This window comes from Alteromonas sp. KS69, assembly GCF_003989595.1.
Lineage (GTDB): Bacteria > Pseudomonadota > Gammaproteobacteria > Enterobacterales > Alteromonadaceae > Alteromonas > Alteromonas naphthalenivorans.
On the sequence record NZ_PYHU01000013.1, the window covers coordinates 1 to 24,972 of the forward strand.

At 43.7% G+C, this 24,972-nt stretch carries 19 protein-coding genes; 6 read left to right on the top strand and 13 right to left on the bottom strand.

The window, feature by feature from the left end:
- Both C7Y69_RS10165 and C7Y69_RS10170 read left to right on the top strand, forming a co-directional pair.
- Window positions 1-1,996: hybrid sensor histidine kinase/response regulator (locus tag C7Y69_RS10165; protein WP_126872638.1), on the top strand; the 1,996-nt coding region annotated here is incomplete at its 5' end.
- Window positions 1,980-3,227, top strand: coding sequence for a response regulator (locus C7Y69_RS10170; protein WP_013785889.1), 1,248 nt, complete (start codon window positions 1,980-1,982; stop codon window positions 3,225-3,227). The genes C7Y69_RS10165 and C7Y69_RS10170, both read left to right, overlap by 17 nt.
- Window positions 3,228-3,338: 111 nt before the next feature.
- Here the strand turns inward: C7Y69_RS10170 and C7Y69_RS10175 are convergent, their stop codons facing one another.
- From C7Y69_RS10175 to C7Y69_RS10205, 7 genes are all read right to left on the bottom strand, one after another.
- Window positions 3,339-4,682 carry a tetratricopeptide repeat protein gene (locus tag C7Y69_RS10175; RefSeq protein ID WP_013785890.1) on the bottom strand — a complete coding sequence of 448 codons (1,344 nt, stop codon included), beginning with the start codon at window positions 4,680-4,682 and terminating at the stop codon, window positions 3,339-3,341.
- 18 nt (window positions 4,683-4,700) lie between these two features.
- Window positions 4,701-6,893 carry a DUF3857 domain-containing protein gene (locus tag C7Y69_RS10180; RefSeq protein ID WP_013785891.1) on the bottom strand — a complete coding sequence of 731 codons (2,193 nt, stop codon included), beginning with the start codon at window positions 6,891-6,893 and terminating at the stop codon, window positions 4,701-4,703.
- A gap of 258 nt (window positions 6,894-7,151) precedes the next feature.
- Window positions 7,152-7,739 carry a single-stranded DNA-binding protein gene (locus C7Y69_RS10185; protein ID WP_013785892.1) on the bottom strand — a complete coding sequence of 196 codons (588 nt, stop codon included), beginning with the start codon at window positions 7,737-7,739 and terminating at the stop codon, window positions 7,152-7,154.
- A gap of 282 nt (window positions 7,740-8,021) precedes the next feature.
- Window positions 8,022-9,584, bottom strand: coding sequence for a sodium/sugar symporter (locus tag C7Y69_RS10190; protein ID WP_126872640.1), 1,563 nt, complete (start codon window positions 9,582-9,584; stop codon window positions 8,022-8,024).
- 277 nt (window positions 9,585-9,861) lie between these two features.
- Entirely contained in the window at window positions 9,862-11,001 is a 1,140-nt protein-coding gene (gene galK / locus C7Y69_RS10195; protein WP_013785895.1) for a galactokinase, read from the bottom strand.
- Complete coding sequence (locus tag C7Y69_RS10200; RefSeq protein WP_013785896.1) at window positions 10,994-12,049, bottom strand: UDP-glucose--hexose-1-phosphate uridylyltransferase; 1,056 nt, start codon at window positions 12,047-12,049, stop codon at window positions 10,994-10,996. Before C7Y69_RS10200 ends, galK begins: the two co-directional genes overlap by 8 nt.
- Before the next feature lie 201 nt (window positions 12,050-12,250).
- Entirely contained in the window at window positions 12,251-13,267 is a 1,017-nt protein-coding gene (locus tag C7Y69_RS10205; protein WP_013785897.1) for an aldose epimerase family protein, read from the bottom strand.
- 284 nt (window positions 13,268-13,551) lie between these two features.
- On the opposite strand from C7Y69_RS10205, the gene C7Y69_RS10210 reads away from it, so the two are divergent.
- Window positions 13,552-14,553 (top strand): LacI family DNA-binding transcriptional regulator, encoded by a 1,002-nt coding sequence (locus C7Y69_RS10210; RefSeq protein WP_126872641.1) that lies wholly within the window; start codon window positions 13,552-13,554, stop codon window positions 14,551-14,553.
- 371 nt (window positions 14,554-14,924) lie between these two features.
- Here the strand turns inward: C7Y69_RS10210 and C7Y69_RS10215 are convergent, their stop codons facing one another.
- Genes C7Y69_RS10215 through C7Y69_RS10225 form a run of 3 tightly spaced genes read right to left on the bottom strand, consistent with a single transcriptional unit; the run spans window position 14,925 to window position 17,802 of the window.
- Complete coding sequence (locus tag C7Y69_RS10215; RefSeq protein ID WP_126872642.1) at window positions 14,925-15,785, bottom strand: alpha/beta hydrolase; 861 nt, start codon at window positions 15,783-15,785, stop codon at window positions 14,925-14,927.
- A gap of 29 nt (window positions 15,786-15,814) precedes the next feature.
- A complete protein-coding gene (locus C7Y69_RS10220) occupies window positions 15,815-16,408 on the bottom strand; it encodes an HAD family hydrolase (RefSeq protein ID WP_126872643.1) in 594 nt (197 codons plus the stop codon).
- Window positions 16,409-16,461: 53 nt separating this feature from the next.
- A complete protein-coding gene (locus C7Y69_RS10225) occupies window positions 16,462-17,802 on the bottom strand; it encodes an MFS transporter (protein ID WP_126872644.1) in 1,341 nt (446 codons plus the stop codon).
- Between the two features lie 211 nt (window positions 17,803-18,013).
- Here C7Y69_RS10225 and uvrA point away from each other — a divergent pair, with 211 nt between their 5' ends.
- The gene (gene uvrA / locus C7Y69_RS10230; RefSeq protein WP_126872645.1) at window positions 18,014-20,848 is read left to right on the top strand and encodes an excinuclease ABC subunit UvrA; all 2,835 of its coding nucleotides are present in this window, start codon (window positions 18,014-18,016) and stop codon (window positions 20,846-20,848) included.
- A 116-nt stretch (window positions 20,849-20,964) separates the two neighbouring features.
- Here uvrA and C7Y69_RS10235 read toward each other — a convergent pair whose 3' ends face one another.
- Window positions 20,965-22,464 (bottom strand): Hsp70 family protein, encoded by a 1,500-nt coding sequence (locus tag C7Y69_RS10235; protein ID WP_013785903.1) that lies wholly within the window; start codon window positions 22,462-22,464, stop codon window positions 20,965-20,967.
- Between the two features lie 169 nt (window positions 22,465-22,633).
- Here C7Y69_RS10235 and C7Y69_RS10240 point away from each other — a divergent pair, with 169 nt between their 5' ends.
- Together C7Y69_RS10240 and C7Y69_RS10245 are read left to right on the top strand one after the other, a co-directional pair.
- A complete protein-coding gene (locus tag C7Y69_RS10240; protein WP_013785904.1) occupies window positions 22,634-23,068 on the top strand; it encodes an acyl-CoA thioesterase in 435 nt (144 codons plus the stop codon).
- Window positions 23,061-23,762, top strand: coding sequence for a 2OG-Fe(II) oxygenase (locus C7Y69_RS10245; RefSeq protein ID WP_126872646.1), 702 nt, complete (start codon window positions 23,061-23,063; stop codon window positions 23,760-23,762). The genes C7Y69_RS10240 and C7Y69_RS10245 overlap by 8 nt, the downstream gene beginning before the upstream one ends.
- Before the next feature lie 93 nt (window positions 23,763-23,855).
- Here C7Y69_RS10245 and C7Y69_RS10250 read toward each other — a convergent pair whose 3' ends face one another.
- Entirely contained in the window at window positions 23,856-24,326 is a 471-nt protein-coding gene (locus C7Y69_RS10250; protein ID WP_409513428.1) for a DUF3299 domain-containing protein, read from the bottom strand.
- Window positions 24,327-24,433: 107 nt separating this feature from the next.
- Window positions 24,434-24,964: an inorganic diphosphatase gene (gene ppa, locus C7Y69_RS10255; protein WP_013785907.1), complete on the bottom strand. Its 531-nt coding sequence runs from the start codon at window positions 24,962-24,964 to the stop codon at window positions 24,434-24,436.
- Window positions 24,965-24,972 lie beyond the last annotated feature (8 nt).

The following is a 24,972-nucleotide window of genomic DNA, read 5'->3' on the forward strand; positions in this document are numbered from 1 at the left end:
GGGAAAATCCCTAGAACCCCTTAATGAAGCCACTGCACTTAGCAATGCAAAAAGCAACTTCATGGCAGCAATGAGTCATGAGATACGCACCCCATTAAATGGCATTATAGGTCTGCTAGATTTATGCGAGCATCAAGAAGAGTTTAAAGGGAATGAGCTATTAAAAAGAGTGTCTAAAAGCTCTATCTCACTGTTAAGCCTCATCAATGATGTTTTAGATTTCACTAAGTTTGATGCCAATATGGTACAGCTCTCGCCGTCAGACGTTAATTTGAGAGTACTGTGTGAAGAGCTAATTAACACCTTCTATGGACAGGCAAAGCAGCAAAATGTGGAACTTACGTTGTTTGTCGATCCCGTCATATCTCGAATTGTTAGTGTAGATGAACTTCGCCTTACCCAAGTACTCACAAACCTTATTAGCAATGGTCTGAAGTTTAATCAAAAGCTAAATGCAACACTTCGCCTTGAGGTATTGCAAGATGATTTAACCAACTACATTCACTTCAACGTTATTGATAATGGGATTGGGATAGAGAGTACTAAAGTACATACGATTTTTGATCGCTTCACCCAAGCTAATGATGATATTCACAAAACGTTTGGTGGCACCGGACTTGGGTTAAGCATCTGTCAGAAAATAGTACAGTTAATGGGTGGCGGTATCTATGTAGACAGTGAGCTAGGCAAAGGCTCTACCTTTGTGGTGCAACTACCATTAGAAGCCTGCTCTGCGCCGGAAATAGAGCTAGCGCCAGCAAATTTAGACACGTTCACTTTTGAAACTAACAGCGCGGTATTTTTTAACGACCTCAATCGCTATGCACAGCGATTCCACTTTAAGGCCATCTTAACAGACGCCTTACCCAGTAACGCATTGCCAAACCACTTCTACTTACTGGATGCATCTAGCGGCTGTGAAACCGAAGTAATTAATATTGAACAGGCATTGCAAGATAACAGGCCTCCTATCCCTGTGCATCAAATCGCGCTGCTCGTGGATAATGTGAATATGCATGCCCAGCTAACTATTAAGCAAATTCATCTCGCTCCACTCAAGTTAGCCGAATTGTTAAGCCTAGCAGCACCACACTGCCCTTCCTTGTCGGCTACTGCTGCAAGTATGTCACCCAAAAACATTTCCGACCGATTGCGAATTTTAGTAGTAGAGGACAACCCAGATAATATTTACGTGCTCAAAAAACAGTTTGATGCGCTGAACATTAAAGCAAGCTTTGCAATGTCTGCTGAAGAAGCGATTATTTTCTTCGAACAACAGCCGTTCAATGTGGTTATTAGCGATTACCAGATGCCCGTCATTACTGGTGGAGAACTGATTGGTATTTTGCGATGTTTAGAAGAAAGTGAACAGCGACCCAAGTCTACCATGCTAATCCTTACCGCCGACAATTCTAAGCAGTGTCAGGCTCACTGTAACGAGGTGGGTGTCGATAGAATCTTAATGAAGCCCTTAACCTTGCAAACCCTAGCAGATTTAATTAGCCGTCTTAACAGCGAACAATCCGCCCTGACTTCCTCTGTGGAAACCGTCACAGATGAACACGATGCGGAAAATCTCCTCTTTGAAGCGGACTTTTTTGATGACAGTAGTGAGGTTAATAGTAAGGTTGATTCTACGCGTGTTTTTGATATTGCAGCACTCACCGAAATTGTTGGCGATATTAGCCCACAAGAGGAGTACGACTATTTATGCGGGTTTGAACAAAGCCTGAGTAAAGACTTGCCTCTTATGCTTGATGTAGTGGATGTTGAAGACTGGCAAACCCTCTCGAAGTTTGCTCACAGATTGAAAAGTAGTGCCAGAATTGTTGGTGCTTATCATTTAAGCCAGAAGTGCGAAACGGTGGAACATATAGGGCGTCAAATTCCCGCAGAACCACTCATATTGTTAGATTGGGAAGAAATGAAACTCGCTATTGAAGAACTCATTACCCATATAAGGAAGTATTTGGAAAATCATGACTCAACCCAGTGAAGCACAAATTGTACTCTACATTACAGAGCCGCAAAGTGACGAAATCGTTCTTGAGGTTATTAAGAAGCATTTTGATGACTACGTTACCTGTGATTCTTTAAGAGACTTATGCAAGCTATTAATTGATTCTAAGCCCAAAGTGCTTTTGCTGACAGGCGACTCATTAGAGAAAAGCTTGTTTACTTATTACCGCACACTGGAAGCACTAAAATCATACCATCTATGCAACCACAAGATAGTTAGTTTAATACCTCGTCAGTTTGAAAGAGAAGCTTATGAAGCCCATGCGGCGGGGATTATCGATGATTACATGATTGCCCGGCCGGTTTATGAACTACATCGCATTATATTAATTTGCGAACATTTATTCAGCGAACTAGGGGTGCATGTTCAAGATAAAGAGATGCTGGCTCAACAAACCTACTTTAGCAAAATCGATCATTTTGATGACAAAATAAAGCAGGCTTTAAAACAAGGCCTAGACTACAAAAATCAATTACAGTTAGAGTTTGAAAGCTCTATTGTAGAAATTGAAAACGCATTAGAACGCGCAGTAACACGGGTAGAAATGGAGCAGTCCGTAGATCTTGATATTGCCAAGTTACAAGAGACCCTATCTAAAATAAAGTCAGACCAAATTCGCCCAGAGCTAATTAAACTGCAAGCAAGGGCAATTAGCTTATTAGAAAAAACCCTTGATTTAAAAACCGCAGAATTAACGTCAAATACTAACGCTGAAGAAGCAACGACAGGTGCGAGCACTGAAACAAGCGCAGACGAAAAAGACAAGGGCTATGTCTTTAACCGACTATACAACCAAGATATCGACCCTGAAAAAATACTGGCAAAAAAGAACGACGTGCCCTCTATTCTTGTGGTTGAGGATGACATTATTAGCCTTCAATTAACTAAGCGATTGATTGATAAATATAAGATGCATTGCGATACCGTTACCACAGGCAGGCAAGCCTTCGCTTCTTTGACCGCCAAAAAGTACGACCTTGTGCTGATGGATGTGAATTTACCAGACACTAATGGCATCTACATTGTAGGCCAGGCTAACTCGGAGCAAAGCCTAAATGCTGACACACCGATTATTATGTTGTCGGGGGATAAACATAAAGCCACGGTGACTAAAGCGATGCAAAAGGGAGCTAAGGGTTACATTATTAAGCCCCTGCAAAAAAGCTCGTTTGATAGGTTAATTGAAAAATATATCCCTAAGGCTTAAACAAACACTTAGGTAGTTATTCACCGTTTTATTTGAAAAAAGGCTGTATGGGGAACCCTGACGGGAACCCCGTTACATTAGAATAGGTTTGGCAGAGTAGGTCTGGCCCTGCTACTTTTTTGCAGCTTTAATTTTATTCTTCGCTACTGCGAATTCGAAAAACGTTCTTATATCAAGTTCGTAAATACGCTGCCAGTAGGTCTCTGCAAGTTCAGCGTTGTCGTTTTCTATGTGGTTTAGCGCTGCAATGAATAGGGCTTCAGACTGTTCGCAGCGATCACTCGCCAGTGCCATCAATTGCGTTTCATCAATACTGCCTTTGGCAAAGTTAAGCATCCCTTTTTGCCAATCATCCAATTCAAGTTTCTCAGAGGCAAAGTTTAATAGCTCACGACTTTCTTGGCTATTACCCTGCATTCTATAGCCATACGCACCATAAAGTACCCCATAGATTCGAGCCTCGTCAGCTTGACTATAACGACTAGCAAGATTAGCTACTTTATCCCAATTTCCCGCCGCAATATTTGCGTAAATTTGGGTAAGTAAAATCTCTGCTTTGCTATCAACATCAGTTATCTCATAGTCGATGACTTTATCGATTTTGGTATCCCATAAATACATTTCATTTAAATAACTCTGATAGCTAGGATCTAATTTAGCCGCTTTTTGTGCGGTATAGACGGCCAACGTGGTTTTATTACTAATACGGAATAATTCCGCGAGTAAATTAAAATGAAATGGATCATTAGGAAAAGACTGCGTCAGAAGACGGCTTTCGGTAATGATATCGTCTAATGGTTTATAAGTGCCCGTATCACACATATTATTAAGTGCGTATTCCGTTTGATAAAGCACCCAGTCCGACTTTGCATCAGGATTACTATCATCTCGCTTGCGCGCCGCCTCTACAATGTATAACGCTAATTCAACCTGATCCTGATTATAATAATAATAAGCTAACTCTAAAGCCCCATTCATAAAAAATGGATTGTCACGAACCGTTTGTTTTAACGCCGCTAACATTTTTTCGTCTTGGGGTTGCTCGAGTAAGTAAGAGACATACACCGGCGGTGCAATATCTAACGTACTCAAAAACGGGTGCTGATTATAAAAACCTTGCCACTTTTGTTCGTCGTATTCTTGCTCTACAAATGCTAATTGCAAATTCAACCGGTAATAGTGAAAAGCAAAATACCGATCGTTAGGCGCTTGTTTTATGCCTTGTTGCAAATTGCTTTGCAGCTTATTCAATAAGTCATAATCCGGCTCTCGCTCAAACGCCTTTAGCTGGTACTCAACTAAATTGCGCAATGCCTGCGAATCGTTAGGATAATTCTTAACCTGCTGCTCTAAACCAACGAGTTCAGACGAGGCATTTACATTTTGGGTTGAAGTAGACTCACAGCCGCTCAGTAATATCGCACCAGCAAGTAGTACAATTCGGTAAAACATCATCTAATAATCCTTTATGTACTAATACTGATAGCCAAGCGATTCAGCACGCTCGAACGCCGCTTCAGACAGCGCGTCTTTGCCATTAAAACCATGCACAATACCCAGTAAAAACTGCACTTCCCCATTATCTTTGTTGCCATTAGCAAGTTCGGTAACATATTCCAACGCCTCGTCAAAGCGCCCACTATCAAGTAAGGCTCGCGAGTGCGCTATTTGCTCTTCTATCGATAACGCTTCGTGGCTTTGCGGTGATGTTGCCACCACCTTGTCATAGACGAACATACTCTCGCTGCCTTTTTGAAAGGCATCAATAGCATTAAAAAAGGCCGCATATTCTTCAACCGGTATGGTTTGCGCATACAGTACAAACTTTGAGGTACTTGTTACCTCGTTGTCACTAGGCTGCGCAGTATGTGTAATTTCAAAAAATGGGTTTTGATAATTACTGGCAGGCCCATTTTGCACTAGTTCTGCATCTGACCAAGGGGCTGGATAAGTAATAGAAAGTTCTACCGTAATGGGTATTTGTATATAAAGGTCTTGGTCGCGCTCAGATACAGGTTCCATGATGGAAAAACCGGTAAAGACTTTTAAAATTTGCGCATAATTCATGCTGTAATGAAAACGAGAAATGTCTTCAGTAATAGAGAGTAAATCTACAAAATCTCCCTCTATTTCAAAAGGTGTAGCCGAGTCTGCGGGATCCGTTGCGGTAAACGACGTTACTCGATTATCGTGAACAAATGGCGACAGAAGTTGCTCTACTACAGCGCGCTTTTCTGGCGAAAATTGATAGTAACTACGAAGGTTCGTTTCTACCTGACCGTCAAAACTCATCTTTACTGATGCGTCTAATGCAGAATCATTCAGCGAATAATCAACCGCCACTTTTGCCACATTCTCTTCAGGTTGAACATGGGGAACCTCTACTAGTTCACCCGCGCTGCCCGTTACCACAAATGTACGTTTGCCCCCAAGCATGGCACTTAACCCCGGGAAAGTGCCCGTTTGGCCACTGGTATCTAGCCAATAACTACCTTCATCCGTGGTAACGTAAGTGATCATATGGTTAAAGTTAAGTGCTGGTAAATCGTCAAATACAACACTTCCATTGTAGGTATTTACGAGTGCTGGTGATGCTTTTATACCGGCTTCGTTGAGTAGCGCCACAATAAGAGTTGTTTGGTCTTTACAGTCACCATAGGCGTTCTGCAGCACTTCTTGCGCAGTATGAGGCTGATAGCCCCCACGATTAACATGTGCACCTATATAACGAACATTTTTTTGCATGTAATCAAACACCGCTTTTACTTTATCGGTCTGGGTGTCCTGCTCACTAAACAGTTCATTCGCTAACGCGGTAACTTTATCTGCTGGCATCAAGCTTGGCTTGAATAAGTCCCAGTACCAATCATCTACTGTTTTCCAATTGTTCATCGTAGAGACGTAAACAAGAGGTAAGGTTTCATCGATAGGCGGCATGCCAGACTCAATTTCTATGCCTTCTAGCTTATCCATTTTCCACACGTATTGCGTTGTGCTTCCACTTTTCGTCACAAGCGGAGACAAATCCGTGTTTCGATTTTCGATATATAAATCAACGGTGTTTGGAATAGTGAGTGTGGTTAACGAGGACAGAATAGGATCGATTCTCACCCAGTTTTTCAGCGGTAAAAACTTTACGTGATTAAAGCGAATGCCTGTGAACCATTCACCATCGATAATCGCTTTCGTCTGCTTTTCGTTAATTTGGTACTCGATAATATTACCGACTTTTAACTGAGGCACAGCGAACTCAATACGCTTCATATCATCAAGGTAATCGTCATTATTAGCCGACACTTCAGAGATAGCATCATCTTGCATATTGAAAATTTGACCGTCGGCAGCAATTACCCGAGCAAAATCGATACTGCTAGTGTGATAATAAGCATTGAACGAGTTAACCAATTTTGAATAGTCAGATACCGCCTCTTCGCTTGCAATATAGATAGCACGGTAATATTTGGTGGACTCTAAACGTTGCTCGTCGACCGTAATTTCGGTTCTGCGACTGAGTATTACCGCCCCCCTGTCTGCATATTCTGTAGCGTCCGTTTTGAGTGCTAATAAAGTCTCGGCATCGGGACCTATACTCGTCGTTTCTGCACTTGCGTTAGTTATCGATAAGAAACTCAAAAAGATAACGAACACTCGGATATATACTGCCATCCCATTCTTCCTTGTTGATACAAATTCCAACCAAACGCGTGCGTTCAACTGTTTATTTTTTAAGTTATGCTGCCGTATCTTGCGTTAATTGTCGATAAGAGATTTCTTATATCAGTGCCCCTTTAAATTTGTCTGATACATATCGCGCTTCACAACGAGCTAATTAGCTACTAATCAATTAATTTTGAACAAAAAAAAGCCCTTAATATAAGGGCTTAGTATCTATTTTTTTGATTTACAAAAAAGCTTTATCAGAACCTAGAACGGAATGTCGTCATCAAAATCAAAGTCTGGCTCAGCCATTGGAGGCTGCTTAGGCTGTGACTGACCGCCACCTTGGTTAGGTGCTGGCTGTTGATAGCCGCCCTGGTTTTGACCACCTTGATTTTGGCCGCCTTGTTGCTGATAACCGCCTTGGCTTTGACCACCTTGTTGCTGGTATCCACCTTGCTGGTTATTCTGAGGGCGTTGATAACCGCCACCCGCATTACCACCGCCACCTTCACCACCGCGACCACCAAGCATTTGCATTTGGTCTACAATGATTTCTGTAGTGTAACGGTCTTGGCCTGACTGATCTTGCCACTTACGCGTTTGCAATTTACCTTCAACGTAAATTTGAGAACCCTTTTTCAGGTATTCTCCGGCAATTTCTGCTAAGCGACGGTACATAGTAAGGCGGTGCCACTCAGTGCGTTCCTGCATTTGGCCTTGCGGATCTTTCCAGCTTTCGCTGGTAGCCAAGCTTAGGTTCGCAACGGCGTTACCGTTAGGCATGTATCGTACTTCAGGATCATTACCTAGATTTCCCACAAGTATGACCTTGTTAACGCCTTTCGTTGCCATTGGTGTCTCCTGTAACGTATTTAGTGCCTTGCTGCTCTATCACTTTGTGACAACAACAAGTGCGAAAGTTTCATCGATATTAGCCGGTTAGTATATCTTATTTTGAACGGGAGAAATTAAGTTTTTTCTCTCCCGTGTGCTTTCAAATTTGAACGCTATCAAAATATTCATCGCTTGTCGGCTGAACTTTCGCATGGTTTTATCGGGCGCTTGATAGCTTAAGCGCCCAAACCATTACCATTTACTTTCTAACTCCACCGGCTCTTTATTGTCAGCAGCGCTTTACCACCAAGCGCCGTAGAAGGCGATAAGCAAACACACTACGGCGAACGCGGCAATATTAAACCCTTTCGTTGTAGCGAATTCGACCTCATCTAAATCTACCGCATTTTCATGTACACCTTTTTTCTCTGCAAGCGACACGATAATAGCCACAGAAACACAAAGTAAGAACACAATTCCAACGCGGTCGATAAACGGCAGTTCAGGCCAGAATTGACGGAATACAATACTAAGTACAAAGGAACCTAGTGCCGCACACAGTCCACCGGTTGCAGTGGTCTTCTTCCAGAACATGCCCAATACAAACAAGGCGCAAATACCTGGCGTAAAGAAGCCTGTAAACTCTTGGATATATTGAAAGGCTTGGTCGAAATTACCCAACAATGGTTTGGCCGTGATCATGGCAATAATCAGTGAGACAAAGCTCACTATACGCCCTACTTTCACATAGTGATGTTGGCTTTCATTTGGGCGTTTGTCTTTGTATAAATCCATAGTGAAAATGGTCGATACACTGTTGGTCATCGAGGCTAACGACGACACAATAGCTGCTACTAACGCGGCAAAAATAACCCCTTTCAACCCTACTGGCATCATGCTCATAAGTGATGGGTAGGCTTGATCAGGCTTTGAAAGCTCCGGCACTAATAGCACTGCCGCAATGCCTGGTAACACTACAATCAGTGGCATTAACAGTTTAAGGAATGCCGCAAACGCTATCCCTTTTTGGGCTTCTTGTAGGCTTTTCGCCGCCAATGTGCGCTGAATAATGTATTGGTTAAAGCCCCAATATGAGAGGTTCATTATCCACATACCGCCAATGAGTACGGAAATGCCCGGCAAGTCCATATAATGCGGATTATCTTTCGATAAAATCATATCGAATTTTTCAGGTAACTGGTTGCTAAGGTCGATAAAACCTTGAATGGGGCCATTACCGCCACTGATTAAATTAAGCGCGGTGTAAGACAAAAACAGGCCGCCGAATATTAACAATACCACTTGAATAATGTCGGTAAGTGCCACAGCTTTTAGCCCGCCGTATAATGAATAAGCCAGCGAGAAAGCACCTAGGAATATCATGCCGTAAACCATATCCACACCAGCAATGGTGTTAATGGCTAAAGCGCCTAACCACAATACCGCGGTTAAGTTTACAAATACGTAAACACCCAACCAAAATACTGCCATGACTTTACGCACTCGATGGTCGTAACGCTGCTCTAAGAACTGCGGCATGGTATATATTTTGTGCTTTAAAAAAATAGGTAAAAAGTATTTCCCCACAATGATAAGTGTAATAGCTGCCATCCACTCATAAGAAGCGATAGCTAAACCTAGTTGATAGCCAGAGCCTGACATACCAATAATTTGTTCTGCCGATATATTTGCTGCAATCAGCGAGGCCCCTATTGCCCACCACGGCAAGCTAGAGCCTGCTAAGAAGTAGTCGTTCGTATCTTTTTCGTGTCCCTGCTTTTCCCTTGATACCCACCATGCGATGCCGATAAGCGCCACCACATAGATCACAAACACTGTGATATCTAACGATGCTAATTTCATAGTTTTTCCCAACGATTATTTTAGTTTTGCGGTGCGAATTTTCTCGATGCAGGGTCGATGAAGGCTATTGGTTTTATTATTATTGTAAAAGTTAAAGTCCACACCATGACTTTCTTTATGACTTTGCCCAAAAGCGCATCATTAATATCACATTTCATTAACTTAGATGAACAAGAATTGTAAATTTAAGGCAAAAAAAAGCGTTGTTTTGAAATTCAAAACAACGCAAGGGGCACAATTAATTGTTAACGGGAATCTTGTGTATTACATATAATGTTTAAGCAAATGCACCTTGAGTGGCAGTGCATACATATATATCAGCTTTGTAGCCAGTCTCGTCAAAGTACTTATCAGCAACCACTTGCTTAACCGCATCGACAGAATCAGTTGGAACTAACGCCACGACGCAGCCACCAAAACCACCGCCCGTCATGCGAACGCCACCGGTTTCACCTAATACTTCACCAATAATTTCAACAAGGTAGTCAATGGGCGGTACGGTAATTTCAAAGTCGTCGCGCATAGAAACATGCGACTCTGCCATCGCCTCACTCACCGTAGTGATATCACCTACCTTCAACGCTTCACTTGCACTTAATGTACGCGCATTTTCAGTAATAATATGACGGGCCCGGCGATAAACCACTTCAGGCATATGGGGCTTAGCGGTTTCCAGCATTTCTATCGTTGCTTCACGTAACGACGGAACGCTTAATAACGACGCGCCTTGCTCACACTGTTCACGACGCAAATTGTATTCGCTGTCTACCAAACCGCGTTTTACATTTGAGTTAATGATCACAATCTGATGTGATGATGGCAGTGGAGAATGTTCAATCGCCAGTGATTGGCAATCAAGCAACATTGCACTTCCTTCGTGCCCCATTGCCGATACCAATTGATCCATAATGCCGCACGAACAACCCACAAAGGTGTTTTCAGCTTTCTGACCAAGTAAGGCCGCTTGAACACCGTCTAGCGGTAATTCATATAGTGCGCTAAGGGCTTTCAAAATAGCGATTTCAAAAGAAGCAGATGAGCTTAAACCCGCGCCTTGTGGCACGTTGCCTGTAACAACAAGATTAGCACCAGAAAAATCAGGTAAGGCATCCTTAAGCACTTTAACTACGCCACGCACATAATTCGCCCAGCCTTGATTGTCGTCATACTGAATATCGTTAAGTGAAAACTGATTTTGCTGATTTTCATAATCAAGCGCTGTCACTACAATATCGTTGTCATCACGTTTGGATGCAGCAACCCACGTACCAAAGTTAATGGCGGCTGGAAACACAAATCCTTCGTTGTAGTCGGTATGCTCACCGATTAGGTTCACTCGACCTGGCGCGTGGGCAATAAGCGTAGGCTCTGTGCCGAAACAACGTGTAAATTCTGATGAAAGTAACTGGTTATCCATTGGTGTTCTCGCGTTTCTTATAGTGCACTACAGGCAGTGCTTTTAATCGGTCTGCAGCTTGCTCGGGCGTAAGATCGCGCTGAGCTTCAGCCATCATTTCGTAGCCAACCATAAATTTACGTACACTTGCTGAGCGTAAAAGTGGCGGGAAGAAATGGGCGTGTACAGTCCATTCTGGGTGCGTTTCGTTATCGAACGGCGCACTATGCCAGCCCATTGAATAAGGGAATGATGTTTCAAATAAATTGTCGTAGCGACTGGTAATATCACCAATAATTTGCGCCAACGAGTAAGATTGCGCATCGGTTATTTTATCTAATGACTGTACGTTAAAGCGCGGAAGCAATAAGGTTTCAAAAGGCCAAGCTGCCCAGTATGGTACTACTACAACCCAGTCATCGTTTTGACAAACTACTCGCTCTTGCTTTTCCACTTCTTGTTCGGCGTAATCGAGCAACATAGGGCGTTGGTTTTCTGCATAGTATTGACCTAGTTGAACCAGCTTTTTAGCTGGGTCTGAAGGTAAATGCTGCTGCGCCCAAACTTGCCCGTGAGGATGCGGGTTTGAACACCCCATTGCAGAGCCCTTATTTTCAAAAACCTGAACCCAGGTAAACTCTTCGCCCAGTTCTTTGGTTTGTGCTTTCCAACAATTCACCACATCGGCACGTTCATCGTCGGTAAGCTCCGGCAACGTTTTGCTGTGATCGGGAGAGAAGCAGATAACACGGCTGCAACCTTGCTCGGTTTCAAACTGGAACAACCCACTTTTTTCACTGGCTTGTTCTGTATCTTTTTTCAATGCGGCAAAGTCATTTTCAAAAACGAATGTGCCCGTGTAGCTTGGGTTCACTTCACCGTTTACCCGCGTATTTCCTGGGCATAAGTAGCAAGTGGGATCGTATGAGGGCTTTTGCTCGTTCGAAGGCTCTTCAGATTGTCCTTGCCAAGGGCGCTTAGCGCGATGTGGCGACACTAAAACCCATTCACCTAGTAGTGGGTTATAACGGCGATGTGGGTCGTCAGTTGGGTCGAAGGGCTTTCCCATAATTTCTCTCACTATTTATTTGGCTTTCGTTGAAATTTTGCCACACCGTCACCAAACAAATTTTGTGTGAATGGGTGTAATCAAACCAAAAGGTTAAACGTTTACCCTCAATGATATATTAAGGGCTCGCGATTATCAATTATCGAATAAAGATAATACATTGTTAAATAAATTAACAATTAAAGTGTACTCTCTATTCGTTTAAATCAGCTTAAATTGATACCGAATTTCAGCGGTAAAAGGTTTATCGGGATAAATAATGCAATCAGGAAACTGTGGCTTATTCGGTGCATCGGGGAAGTGCTGAGGCTCTAAACATAATGCGCCAAGCTGACTGTCAGTTTGTAGACTTCCAGTGTAAAACTGAATACCCGGTAAGTCGGTATATAAATCCATTTGTAGGTGTGTATCTTCAGCAAAAACTTGGGCCTGAGGTTTTCCAGCAACCGATTCATTTAATACGAAGTTATGATCGTACCCACCCACTAGATTATACAAATCATGTGATTTCACACTGTTTTCGTTCACCCGCGTTAGTTCACTAAAGTCGAACGGCGTGTCTGTAACCTCTACAAGGCTGCCTGTTGGCAACAAGGTATTGTCTGCATCGGTAACTTTCTTTGCGTCAATTTGCACGAAGGTGCTTCCCACTGTCTTATCTTTACTTAACGTAAAATAAGCATGTTGGGTGAGACTGAAAGGGGTCGCTTTGTCTGTGGTAGCATTTAATGACAACGATAACGTATTAGCATCATCTAAGGTATAAATAGCCTCAACGTTTACGTTGCCAGGAAAACCTCCCTCGCCATCGGGGCTACTTAAGCTTAAAGACAACGAAACACTGTCAGCATGCGTTTCTGCTTTAGCCTTCCACATCTTTTTATGGAAACCAGGAATGCCGCCGTGCAAGTTATGTTCACCGCCATTTTTATCTAGATGATACTCCGTACCTTCTAACGTGAACGTTCCATGCCCAATACGGTTGGCAAAACGCCCGACTATTGCATTTCTATAACTGGGGTCGTCCACATAGCCATCAATGGTTGAATAAGACTGCACGCAAGCATGAAGCTTACCTTGGTCATCTGGCACATTTAATTCGTGAATTATGCCGCCATAATTCAAAATTTTTGCCTGCATACCCTGTGAATTACTTAACGTGTAAAGGGTGACATTCTCACCATCAACGACACCAAAATCAGACGCTTCAACTTTCATAACAATGCATTAACCTTTTTTGCAAGAAATGAAGATTACCATTTTTAATTAATAGGCTGGCACGACCTCAACAGCATGGAGGGTATACGTTTTCTTATTCTGTTTATAGTGCTATTTGGTAGAACATTTTTATGTTTTTTTGTAAATATACTGTACGCTGTATGCCATAACAGAGGATAGTTGCAGCCAATACGGCTAAATTGAGTAGCAAAAATGCTTACTGGCCTACCTAAACTGCGAGTCTTCACTTCTATAACCTAAATATTAATTGCTAATTTATCTGTATGGCTACGATTAAAGACATTGCTCAGGCTGCAGGTGTATCGCTTGCAACCGTTTCACGCGTTATAAATAACGGCCCTAAAGTTGGCAAAGATACCCGCCAGCGGGTAAAACTCATCATGGAAGAAATGGGTTATAGACCCAACGCAAACGCCAGAGCTTTGGTGACTAAGCGAAGTGCATCGCTAGGTGTAGTGTTAGCTGAACTTCATGACCCTTTCTTCGCTATGCTTGCCCATGGCGTTGAAACCGTCACTCGTAAGAATAACGTTCAAATTCTATTAAGTGCGGGCTCGATAGAAAAAGAAACCGAATTACGAGCTATCGAAATTCTACTAGAACACCGCGTAGAAGCCATGGTGGTTCACAGTAAAGCTTTAGATGACAAAACCCTTATCGACTTTGCTAAACAAGTACCAGGTTTTGTATTAATTAACCGCTACATTCCTGAAATTGCTAATCGTTGTGTTTGGTTAGATAACGTCACCGGCGGGCGCTTGATGGCTGAACATGCTATCAATCAAGGTCATAAAAAGCTGGCGGTAATAAGTAGCCAATATCGTATTGATGATCCTAACCACAGATTAGAAGGCATCGTAAACGCTGTCGAAGCAGCCAAGCTTTCCTTACCTGAAAGCATGATTGAGTATGCGACCCCAGATCAAGAAGGTGGTGAATTAGCCATACAGAACTTACTCGCTACTGGCGCTGAATTTACTGCGGTGCTTGCCTATAACGATGCAATGGCCTCTGGGGCAATGACCATGTTACAAGACCATGGCATTGCCGTACCCGAGCAAGTGTCGGTGATGGGCTATGATGATGTGTTGTTAGCTAAATATTGTCGCCCTAAATTGACAACCTTACGTTACCCCATAGAAATGATGGCAGCAAAAGCGGCAGAACTTGCATTGAAATACGCTGCAGGGGCAAAACCTGAAGAAGGCCTAACCTTTAAATACACGCCCACTATCGTTAAACGTGACTCGGTTGTACGGGTCTAGCACGCTGTTTTCTTGACTTTGTATGTGGTTAGGTTCTTACCTTTATAAATAGGTAAAAATTATGAAGGTAAGACACTACCTGTTAGAAAATTTCATGGATGATAGATCTTGACAACTTACTGAGCTTGATCTGTTAACGAAAATATTTATCCCCAATCCCCTGCTACTAGCGATCCTTACACCGCTAAAGATCTACTTATCAACCGATCTAAAATAAACTTGCTACAGCCCTTGATTTAATTGAGCTAACGTGATCTGACCAGTTAGTCTAGGAATATCACGATCTTGTCGTAGATTTATAAACTTAGGGAGTTACCAACAACTTGATCCACACTTTATCCACAGGTCTGAAAGTGTGATAAACCTTGATTCTACGGGCTTATATGGCTGATGAACCTTTGATATTCTTCTATCGCGAAGTCGTGTTTCAGTGTGGCGTTATGGGTAGCCCCGGGTACCACGCTAATGTACTTTGCATCACTCGCGGCAGTCGCTAATAACTGCTTGCTGATTTCAAATGGGGTGATGACGTCTTTCTCGCCTACCAATAACCAAAGTGGGCCTTCGTAATGTCGCAAAATAGGCGCTATTTGCATTAGGTGTACTTCAGGGTGAAGTTTCATGCTGGTTAGTGAATTAGAAAACCCGGGCACCATATTGGCAATAAGATCGGATATGTCGTTAAACGCCCCATCGAGCACTAGCCCGCCAATAGGTTTGTTGGCCGCCACATAGCTAGCAAAATAACTGCCTACGCCTCGGCCATGCACAATAGTGGGTAGTGACTTATCGAAAATACCCTCGGCGTAATCGAATACGGTCAATGCGTCGGCTTTAATTGCATTAATGCTAAGCTTTTCAGATTTATCACTGGCACCCACACCTTGATAATCCATCCAAAGAATATTCGCTGGAATCTTGCCTAAGCGATGCAATACGCTGTTGTTTTCACTCACCGGCATACGGTTATCGGCGTAAAAAACAATATTCACTACAGGCTCAGCATACGACACCGCTACCCCCCTTAAGGTGAGGCCTTGATCATTATCAATTTCTACGCGAGTAATCCCAGCCGAAGTTTGGTCTTGCTCGATGGCGGCATGTAACTTTGTGGTAGTCAGTGGTTTTATTTGGTTGTCTTGATGAAAAAAAGCGCTTGGGGTTACATTAATCGCGCAGGCGATCAAGCCTAATGACATAACAGCCACAGTGAATATTTTTGAAAATGTCATATCACAATCCTTGTTGGCTACGTGTTTGGTTATACCAATGAATTTACTATCTTACCGTCTTTTACCATAACACATGTCATCCCTGCATCTAGCGCTGCCCGTTGACCCATTTCAGTATCTTCAAATACTACACAATCTTCTGGCGCAACATGCATTGCTTCTGCAGCCATTAGGAAGGTTTCTGGGTGGGGTTTGCCGTTTTTGACATCATCGGCGGTGACCAATACTTTCAATTGATCAATAATATTATGATGGCTTAATAACCACTCAGCATGTTGTCTGTCAGAGCCGGTGCCCACAGAAATTGGATGACTTTTAATGTAATGATTAAATACGGCGAGGGTATCTGGAATTAACATAGGGATATCAGGTAACTTTTCTGAGGCACGCTTTTTAAAACCTGCCACTTCTTCGACATCGTTTTGTATATTGTATTTAGCATTCAACATCTCGACGGTCTCGAGTGTTGGTACGCCGCCTAAACTGTGGATGTAATCGGCATCAAAAGGGTAGCCGAATACTTCACAAGTCACTTGCCACGCATTGATATGCCTACCCATTGAATCGACTAAGGTGCCATCCATATCAAATATAATGCCTTTAAAAGACGATAAATCTATCACGGTCGCACTCCTACGTTCGTTATTCTAGGCAATGAAAGCCAATGTGTTTTCTACTAAGCGCTATCAATTACCGCTCTCGCTTGGGTAGCATCGAAATCTCTATTTACTTTTAAATATACCGTGCCATTTTGACTATTTAAAGTCACCTCTAAAACACCTGGAACCAAAGCAATATTTTTCTCTAACGCGTCTTGCTGATGTTCAGTAAAGCTACCGTTCATCATGACACGCTTAACGCGGCTTACTTCCTTTAGCCCCCAAATAATATACAGCCAAACCAATGTGCTTAACGCCCCAACCATATAGGCGATATCAGGCGTCCAAATATCGGTCACAAAGCCAGATAACATGCCACCTAAGAATGCGCCGAAGAACTGGAAACTAGCATAAATTCCCATGGCAGTGCCTTTTTGACCTGCTGGCGCAATACTCGAAACAAGAGAGGGAAAGTTGGCTTCTAAATAGTTAAAACCAGTGAAAAACAGTACAACAGCTGCCGTAGTTACCCACCAGCTATGGTCTTTCATGGCAAGGGCTGCAAACGCGCTGCCCATCAGCACCACGGCGAAAAATAGAAAGGATTTCGGTGTGCGCCCCCGGGCCATCCCCATCATTATGACTAGCCCCACCACGGAAATACCTAATACCGGTAAATACACGGTCCAATGGGTATCAAGGGCCATATCGAAATGCAGTAACGTTAAGGGCAGTTGTACAAATAACAAAGTGATAAGCATGTGCAAAATAAGCACACTGACGTTCAAGCGCCAAAGCTGTGAAGAGAACACCAAGCGTTTAAGTTGACCTTTTTGCGGTAGCGTATCGCCGCTACTGAGTATTTCACCGTTTGGCACAACCCATTGCACTAGAGGCATACAAACAATAGCTAACACACCGGTAATAGCGAAAATACCCGCCAAGCCCCAATTATTCGCAATGAGTGGCCCTAACAACACAGCCATGTAAAAAGAAAAACCAATAGCAATGCCGATGACTGCCAGTACTTTTGCCCTTTGGCTTTCACGGCTAACGTCAGTGGCTAATGCCATAATCGCACCGGCGATGGCGCCTGCTCCTTGTAATATTCGACCTACAATAAGCCATGCCATAGTGTCGGCGTTGGCCGCCACGAAACTCCCGAACGCAAATACAGCCAAGCCGAACAAAATGACCGGCTTGCGCCCCCATTTGTCAGACATCATCCCCATTGGAATTTGCAAAGCAGCCTGTGTTAAACCGTATCCACCCACCGCTAACCCCACCATTAAAGGTGAGTAGTCTGAATAATCCATAGCAGCGACGGCTAATACCGGCATCACCATAAATAATCCCAGCATGCGTAATACATAAACCGATGCTAGCGCTAGCGAGGCGCGCAATTCCAAAGCGTTCAAAGCTGTACCGTTCCTCTAAATCAGTCTGACAGATAGTGTGGGCGCGAAGTGTAGCATATATTGATAAGCTGCCCACGTTCACAATAATCGATTAATGTAATCTTAAGTTGATCTCATTGATAGCCAATCAGTATAACTTGATCATGCAATGCAATATCAATTTGCTTGACGACTATGGCATACTGATTCTTTTTTTCGCACTTAGGCTTCAATGGATAAAATCGAGATACGCGGTGCCCGCACCCACAATTTGAAAAATATCGATTTAACACTGCCACGAGACAAGCTGGTAGTGATAACTGGGCTGTCAGGCTCAGGTAAATCGTCTTTAGCATTCGACACCCTATACGCAGAAGGTCAACGTCGTTACGTTGAATCGTTGTCTGCGTATGCTCGTCAGTTTTTATCTATGATGGAAAAACCTGATGTTGATCATATAGAGGGTTTGTCACCGGCTATATCCATTGAGCAAAAGTCAACGTCACATAACCCACGTTCAACCGTGGGGACTATTACTGAGATTTACGATTACCTTCGTTTAATGTTCGCCCGTGTTGGCACGCCACGATGCCCTGACCACGATGTGCCGCTAGACGCACAAACCGTGAGCCAAATGGTAGATAAGGTGCTGGCAATGCCAGAAAGCAGCAAATTAATGCTGCTGGCGCCTATCGTGAAAGAACGTAAAGGTGAACATTTAAAAACCCTGCAGAATTTGTCTGCCCAAGGTTTTATTCGTGCACGAATAGATGGCGATGTATGTGACCTGTCCGATCCACCGCCATTAGACTTACACAAAAAGCATACTATCGAAGTGGTAGTGGACCGCTTTAAAGTGCGTGACGACCTAGCGCTACGCTTATCAGAATCGTTTGAAACCGCATTAGCGTTGGCTGGCGGGAATGCGCTTGTAGCCGACATGGACAACAGCGATGCTGAAGAAATTGTATTTTCAGCTAACTTCGCCTGCCCGCACTGTGGTTACAGTATTAGTGAATTAGAGCCTAGATTGTTCTCGTTCAACAACCCTGCTGGAGCGTGCCCAACCTGTGATGGTTTAGGCACAAGACAGTTTTTCGACCCAACACGTGTGGTGGGTAACGACGAGTTAAGCCTTGCAGGCGGCGCGGTTCGTGGTTGGGACAAACGTAGCTATTACTATTTCCAAATGTTGCAATCGGTTGCCGACCACTATGAATTCGACCTTACTGGCCCCTTTGGCGAGTTAGACGAAAAGCACAAAGACATTGTGTTGTATGGTTCTAAAGGTAAGTCGTTAGCGTTTAAATACATTAACGAACGCGGCGATGTGATGGAGCGTAAGCACCCGTTTGAAGGCATTATTCCGAACATGGAGCGCCGCTATCGGGAAACTGAGTCTAACGCGGTGCGTGAAGAGCTGGCTAAATACTTAAGCCAACAGCACTGTAGCAGCTGTAACGGCACACGTCTGCGTGTAGAAGCCCGTAATGTCTTTATTGAAGACACGACACTGCCCACTATTGCTGATAAATCAATTGCCGATGCATACGACTTTTTCGAAAATTTATCGCTAACAGGCCAGAGAGCGCAAATTGCAGAGAAAATTCTAAAAGAAATTCTCGATCGTTTACGCTTTTTGGTTAACGTTGGCTTGAACTACTTATCCCTTTCGCGCAGCGCCGATACTTTGTCAGGCGGTGAAGCACAGCGTATTCGCCTTGCTAGCCAAATTGGTGCTGGGCTAGTTGGCGTAATGTATGTTCTTGATGAACCCTCGATTGGGCTTCACCAACGAGATAACGAACGCTTATTGAAAACCCTAAGACACTTGCGTGATTTAGGTAACACGGTATTAGTGGTAGAGCACGACGAAGACGCCATTCGTGAAGCCGATTATATTGTGGATATTGGCCCTGGAGCCGGTGTACATGGCGGCGAGATTATTGCTGAAGGTCAGCTTGAAGACATTCTAGCAAGTGAAGACTCACTTACTGGTAAATACCTATCTGGTCGTGAAAAAATAGTTATCCCTGAAGTTCGCACACCCATTAAAGATGATAAATGGTTGGAATTAAAAGGGGCCACTGGCAATAACTTGAAGTCGGTAGACTTGCGAGTGCCTATGGGCGTGATGACCTGCGTAACCGGGGTTTCTGGTTCAGGTAAATCTACCCTGATTAACGATACTTTTTATAAAATCGCCCACTGCGAATTAAACAAAGCCACCACTTCAGAGCCTGCGCCTTATACCTCAATGACGGGGTTAGATCAGCTCGATAAAGTGGTCGATATTGACCAAAGCCCTATTGGCAGAACGCCCCGTTCTAACCCTGCAACTTACGCTGGAATTTTCACGCCTATTCGTGAAATATTCGCCGGAACGCAGGAAGCGCGCTCTCGCGGGTACAAGCCAGGTCGGTTTAGCTTTAACGTGAAAGGGGGTCGCTGTGAAGCGTGTCAGGGCGACGGTGTAATTAAAGTAGAAATGCACTTCTTGCCTGATGTGTACGTACCGTGTGACGTGTGCCAGGGCAAGCGCTACAACCGTGAAACTTTGGAAGTGAAATACAAAGACAAAAACATTCACGAAGTGCTAGAAATGACGGTAGAAGATGCTCGAGATTTCTTCGACCCCATTCCTGCCATTGCCCGTAAATTGCAAACGTTGAAAGAAGTAGGCTTGGCCTATATTCGTTTAGGGCAAGCAGCCACAACGTTATCTGGCGGTGAAGCACAGCGAGTTAAGTTAGCCAAAGAATTATCTAAACGCGATACCGGCCAAACGCTGTATATTTTGGATGAACCCACCACTGGGCTTCACTTCCACGATATTAAACAGTTACTCGCCGTACTGCATCGCCTCCGTGACCATGGCAATACAGTGGTGGTTATTGAGCACAACCTTGATGTGGTCAAAACTGCCGACTGGATCATCGATTTGGGCCCAGAAGGTGGTTCAGGCGGTGGTCAAATTATTGCTGAAGGTACGCCTGAGTTGGTGGCTGAATCTACAGTGTCTCATACCGGCCGCTTCTTAAAGCCGATGCTTGAAGCACAAGCCTAAGCTTACGAGCATAATGGCTTAGTATCAAAACAAAAAATCGCGCCATTTCGGCGCGTTTTTTTATGTAGTTTTTTATGTAGTTCTGTTAAATACTTAGGTACTTAAATGACCACGCGTTAAAACTTAAATGCTTGAATAGCCAAGCCTTCGCACACTGAGTTAAACGCATCGTTCTCTAGTCGTGGTAGCCCGGTCAGTAGCTCTTCATACAGTGCGTCGATAATAATCGGAGATAAGCTCATACCGCCGGTAACCATGACTACCTCGGGTGCTGCGCTGCTTTTCTCTAAACATTCCACCACTAACGCTTTCACCTTACTTAACCACGGCTTTAATGCGCTTTTTAAGTCTTCGGTACTAATGTTTACATCAAAATCATCTTCAATGTAATGTAGCGGTAAGGTGATCTTGTCTTTGCTAGAAAGCAGTTCTTTTGCCATTCTCACCGAGTTAACCACCCGCGCCGACAATTTGTTTTCTTGTACTAGCAACAAACGCTCTAATTGCTCAGGGTGCTTAGTGACTGACATGGTTTGCGAGATTTCTAATCCGTAGTCATCAGAAAAGAACCGAGTAAGTGCAGGAATGTTATCAACCGCACACATATCTGAATAGTAGGTAGGGGGGATGGGCAGGCCGTTAATCATTTTTAGCCCCATTCCCATTTCAGGCGCTACTACTTTCAGTAACAAACTCTTATCACAATCCATGCCGCCTAAGCGTCTTCCCGTTACCGATAGCACGTCTTGCTTTCTATCCAGTTGGTTATTTCGTTCAGGTGAAAGATTAATACAACAGATATCTGTGGTACCACCGCCAATATCCACTATAAGCGCAGTGGTATCGCGGGGTAATGTCTGCTCAATTTTATACGCCGCCGCAATGGGCTCATCCAAAAAGTTAATTTTACTAAAGCCAGCATTAGATGCAGCTTCAGTCATAATCTGAATAGCTTGGGTGTTCCCCACTTCACCACGGGTACCATGAAACTTAACCGGGCGACCTATAACTACCGATGAAACAGGCTTTTCTAATTGGGTTTCGGCACACTGTTTAAAGTAGGCTAGCTGCTTGGCAATAATGCCAATAAATGCCTTTTTCTGGTCGCCATCTAAAGATGCACCTAAGAAGTTTTTAGGTGAGTAGATAAGCCGGCCCTTATCAGGCATTTTTAAAAAGCGCTTAAACCCTTCTTCACCGAAGGCAAACTTACCGTGTTCTACTAGTCGCAATAATGGAATTTCTTCCAGCGACATAGCATGCATAAGTTGCTGAATGGCCTTTCGTTGCAATGCAGGTCGGTTATGGTATTCACCACGAAGCGATTCAATGCGGTTGCTATAGCGAGACTGCTCTTTGGGGTCTTTAGCGTCGTAATAGCCCTGCTTGGCTTTATCTATTTGCTCGTTGATTAAACGCTGCAACTGCGACACCTTAGCTTCCACCATGGCATCGGGCGGAGGCGGCAGTTCATCCTCAAAGTATATAAATACAGACGAGCGAATTTTATTACCCTGTTCAAGTGATGGGTCGAGCTTTATATGTCTATGTGTAGCCCCATCAAAGTACACCACCTCAGAATTTGAGGTACCGTAATCAATCCCAATTGCAGTCATAATTATTGTTTAATCAGAAATTTGGCGCAGATTGTAATTTAAAACCACGCTGGGATCACTTTTCATCTTGATTTCGTTTCTAATGGCCGCTCAGATTGAGCCAGATTACTGAAAAACCCAATATAGCGTGATAAAGTGAGGGCACATCACGATAAAAATAAGAGGCCATATGTCAGTAGCCACTCCATCAGAAATCATCCCTATGGAAATGTCATTCGAAGTTAGGTTTTGTGAGACCGATGCCCTGCAACACGTAAGCAATACCGCATTAGTCAGCTGGTTTGAAGCGGCGCGCGATCCTATCTTCAGAATATTTACGCCAACGATGGATTTACAGAACTGGCCGCTTATTTTAGCAAGCTACAAAGTCGATTTTCTTGCGCAAATTTTTTACGGAAAAACCGTTACCGTAAAAACGTTCATCAGTCGTTTAGGGAACAGTGCGTTTGATGTGTATCAAGAGCTTTGGCAAGACGGGAACCTGTGCTCAACGGGTATCACGACTATGGTACATTTCGATTATCAGCAGCAGCGCTCAGCGCCTATCCCTGACGATATAAAAGCGACATTGCAAGCACACTTTAAGGCGCTACCTAATGGCTGATTTAATTGACGTTATTGATGACGTTTTATCTCCCGAATTGTGTACCCAACTTATCGCGCGCTTTGAAAAAAGCCCCAACCTCACTCAAGGTAAAACCGGCGGCGGTGTCGATTTAGATAAGAAGCGTAGTGTTGATGTATCTATTTCTCAACAGCCTGAGTTTGCTGACTTGTTTAAGCAGGTAATGCAGTTAACAGGCGAGCAATTAGTTAAGTACATTGAGAAATACTATTACGCCTTGGTTGGCCCAATAGGGTTGACCGTTCGCCATCCAAAAACCGGCGAGCCCGTTAAACTAACCGGTGAAAACTTTGAAGAAGTAGGTAAGCCTAACCTTCACAACTTGGTTAATTATCTTTTTCGTATTGGCGACATTAACGCACAGCGCTACAGTGCAGGTAATGGCGGTTACCCTTACTGGCATTCAGAGGTTTATCCGCAAGCACCTCATAATGAAGCTTTGCATCGCGTATTACTGTTTATGTTTTACTTAAATGATGTGGAAGATGGTGGGGAAACCGAATTTTATTATCAAGATAAAGCCGTAAAGCCTAAATCGGGCAGAATGGTGATTGCCCCTGCTTATTTTACCCATACTCACCGTGGGCAAATACCTAAAAGCAACGACAAGTACATTCTAACCTCGTGGCTGCTGTTCAATCGCGCAGAACAAATCTATACACCACAAGGCTAGAGAATATTTTTTGCCTATAAGGAGCTTCTTAGTCTATGAGGAGCTTCCCTGCCTATAAAAAGTGCTTGGGCCCGCCTAAATGCTTACGCTGGCCTAAAAAGCACTTACTGCGATACCTTTAAGTCGATACCCTACCGACGCGATATCACCTTTCCAGCCTTCAGTGCTAAGTTCGCCAGTTACCCATATCGCGTCGTAAATATTATCAAGAGGAATACCCTCTTCAAACGTCACGTACACAATTTGATTCGACGCAGGCGGCGGTACATGAATACAAGCGCCAAAGTAAGGCACGAGTAAAAATTCAGTTGTGAGTTCAGGCGTGCCTTCAAGGGGCACCACAAAGCCAGGAATTTTTACCCGCTTACCATCAAATTTATCAACTACTGGGGCATCTGGCTGCAACTGTGACATTTCACCATTGTGCTGAACGGCGGGAGGCGCAAGTTCATTAAACCCTTCTGGTACCAAATCTTCCCAATACACTTCAATAGGCTCTTCGTCGCTAAACGCTGAGAACGCCGGAAGTAATATGACTAAGGCTAAACCCAATGCCTTTCCCATGACTTTCAACATAACACTCACTTAAATAAAAAGGTCGCTCTTAAAATAAAAAGGGCCGGTACTTACCAGCACCGACCCTTTTTAGCATGTCTTGTAAGCAGCGTGAATTATTCTGCTTCGAAACGCTTAACGCTTGCGACAATTTCTTCTTTCGCTGCTGCTGAGCCAGCCCAGCCGTCAATCTTAACCCACTTACCAGGTTCAAGATCTTTGTAATGAGAGAAGAAGTGCTCGATTTGCTGTAATAGCAACTCAGGTGCGTCTTCAGTTTCTTGCACTTTACGGTAAATAGTAGAAAGCTTGTCGATTGGCACTGCCAATACTTTAGCGTCTTTACCTGACTCATCAGTCATGTTCAAAACACCAATTGGACGACAACGAATTACTGAACCCGCTAATAGTGGGAACGGCGTCATTACCAATACGTCAACTGGGTCACCGTCTTCAGACAAGGTGTTAGGCACATAACCGTAGTTAGTTGGGTAGTGCATGCAAGTTGCCATGAAACGGTCAACAAACATAGCGCCTGAGTCTTTGTCTACTTCGTATTTTACCGGGTCAGCGTGTGCTGGAATTTCGATAACTACATTCACTTCTTCAGGCAAGTTCTTGCCCGCAGGAATATCATTCAAGCTCATTCTAAGGT

Coding starts and splice junctions, on each gene's coding strand:
- C7Y69_RS10210 (WP_126872641.1), top strand. CDS start 13,552: ATGGCTACGATTAAAGACATTGCTCAGGCTGCAGGTGTATCGCTTGCA.
- C7Y69_RS10175 (WP_013785890.1), bottom strand. CDS start 4,682: ATGATGTTTTACCGAATTGTACTACTTGCTGGTGCGATATTACTGAGC.
- ppa (WP_013785907.1), bottom strand. CDS start 24,964: ATGAGCTTGAATGATATTCCTGCGGGCAAGAACTTGCCTGAAGAAGTG.
- uvrA (WP_126872645.1), top strand. CDS start 18,014: ATGGATAAAATCGAGATACGCGGTGCCCGCACCCACAATTTGAAAAAT.
- C7Y69_RS10205 (WP_013785897.1), bottom strand. CDS start 13,267: ATGAAAGTTGAAGCGTCTGATTTTGGTGTCGTTGATGGTGAGAATGTC.
- C7Y69_RS10215 (WP_126872642.1), bottom strand. CDS start 15,785: ATGACATTTTCAAAAATATTCACTGTGGCTGTTATGTCATTAGGCTTG.
- C7Y69_RS10240 (WP_013785904.1), top strand. CDS start 22,634: ATGTCAGTAGCCACTCCATCAGAAATCATCCCTATGGAAATGTCATTC.
- C7Y69_RS10190 (WP_126872640.1), bottom strand. CDS start 9,584: ATGAAATTAGCATCGTTAGATATCACAGTGTTTGTGATCTATGTGGTG.
- C7Y69_RS10250 (WP_409513428.1), bottom strand. CDS start 24,326: ATGGGAAAGGCATTGGGTTTAGCCTTAGTCATATTACTTCCGGCGTTC.
- C7Y69_RS10200 (WP_013785896.1), bottom strand. CDS start 12,049: ATGGGAAAGCCCTTCGACCCAACTGACGACCCACATCGCCGTTATAAC.
- C7Y69_RS10185 (WP_013785892.1), bottom strand. CDS start 7,739: ATGGCAACGAAAGGCGTTAACAAGGTCATACTTGTGGGAAATCTAGGT.
- C7Y69_RS10170 (WP_013785889.1), top strand. CDS start 1,980: ATGACTCAACCCAGTGAAGCACAAATTGTACTCTACATTACAGAGCCG.
- C7Y69_RS10180 (WP_013785891.1), bottom strand. CDS start 6,893: ATGGCAGTATATATCCGAGTGTTCGTTATCTTTTTGAGTTTCTTATCG.
- C7Y69_RS10235 (WP_013785903.1), bottom strand. CDS start 22,464: ATGACTGCAATTGGGATTGATTACGGTACCTCAAATTCTGAGGTGGTG.
- C7Y69_RS10245 (WP_126872646.1), top strand. CDS start 23,061: ATGGCTGATTTAATTGACGTTATTGATGACGTTTTATCTCCCGAATTG.
- galK (WP_013785895.1), bottom strand. CDS start 11,001: ATGGATAACCAGTTACTTTCATCAGAATTTACACGTTGTTTCGGCACA.